This window comes from Pseudarthrobacter phenanthrenivorans (genome assembly GCF_036455295.1).
Taxonomy (GTDB): Bacteria; Actinomycetota; Actinomycetes; order Actinomycetales; family Micrococcaceae; genus Arthrobacter; species Arthrobacter phenanthrenivorans_C.
The window spans coordinates 1-594 of sequence record NZ_JAYXNX010000049.1 but is presented as its reverse complement, the minus strand read 5'-3'; the positions used below and the strand labels follow the sequence as shown (position 1 = coordinate 594).

1 protein-coding gene is annotated in these 594 nt (G+C 65.2%); it reads right to left on the bottom strand.

Annotated elements, in window-relative coordinates; translation table 11 throughout:
• A partial coding sequence (locus tag VXJ37_RS21065) for a lipoyl synthase (protein WP_331324937.1) occupies nucleotides 1–594 on the bottom strand: 594 nt, incomplete at both ends.

The following is a 594-nucleotide window of genomic DNA, read 5'->3' as shown; positions in this document are numbered from 1 at the left end:
GGCGGTGGCCCAGAGGCGGCCGGCGCGGTAGGAGGAGCGAACCAGGGGACCGGACATGACGCCGAGGAAGCCGATTTCTTCGGCTTCGTGCTGGAGGTCGACGAATTCCTGGGGTTTGACCCAGCGGTCCACGGGCAGGTGCCGTTCGGAGGGGCGGAGGTACTGGGTGATGGTGATCAGGTCGCAGCCGGCGTGGTGGAGGTCGCGGAGGGCTTCGGAAATTTCGTCGCGGGTTTCGCCCATGCCCAGGATGAGGTTGGATTTGGTGACCATGCCGTGGTTGCGGCCCTGGGTGATGACGTCCAGGGAGCGGTCGTAGCGGAACGCGGGGCGGATCCGCTTGAAGATCCGGGGGACGGTTTCGACGTTGTGGGCGAAGACTTCGGGTTTGGAGTCGCAGATCGCTTCGATGTGGTCCGGGTTGCCGGAGAAGTCGGGGATGAGCAGTTCGACGCCGGTGCAGGGGTTCAGTTCGTGGATCTTGCGGACGGTTTCGGCGTAGAGCCAGACGCCTTCGTCTTCGAGGTCGTCGCGGGCGACTCCGGTGACGGTGGCGTAGCGCAGCTGCATGGATTGGACGGAGCGGGCGACTTT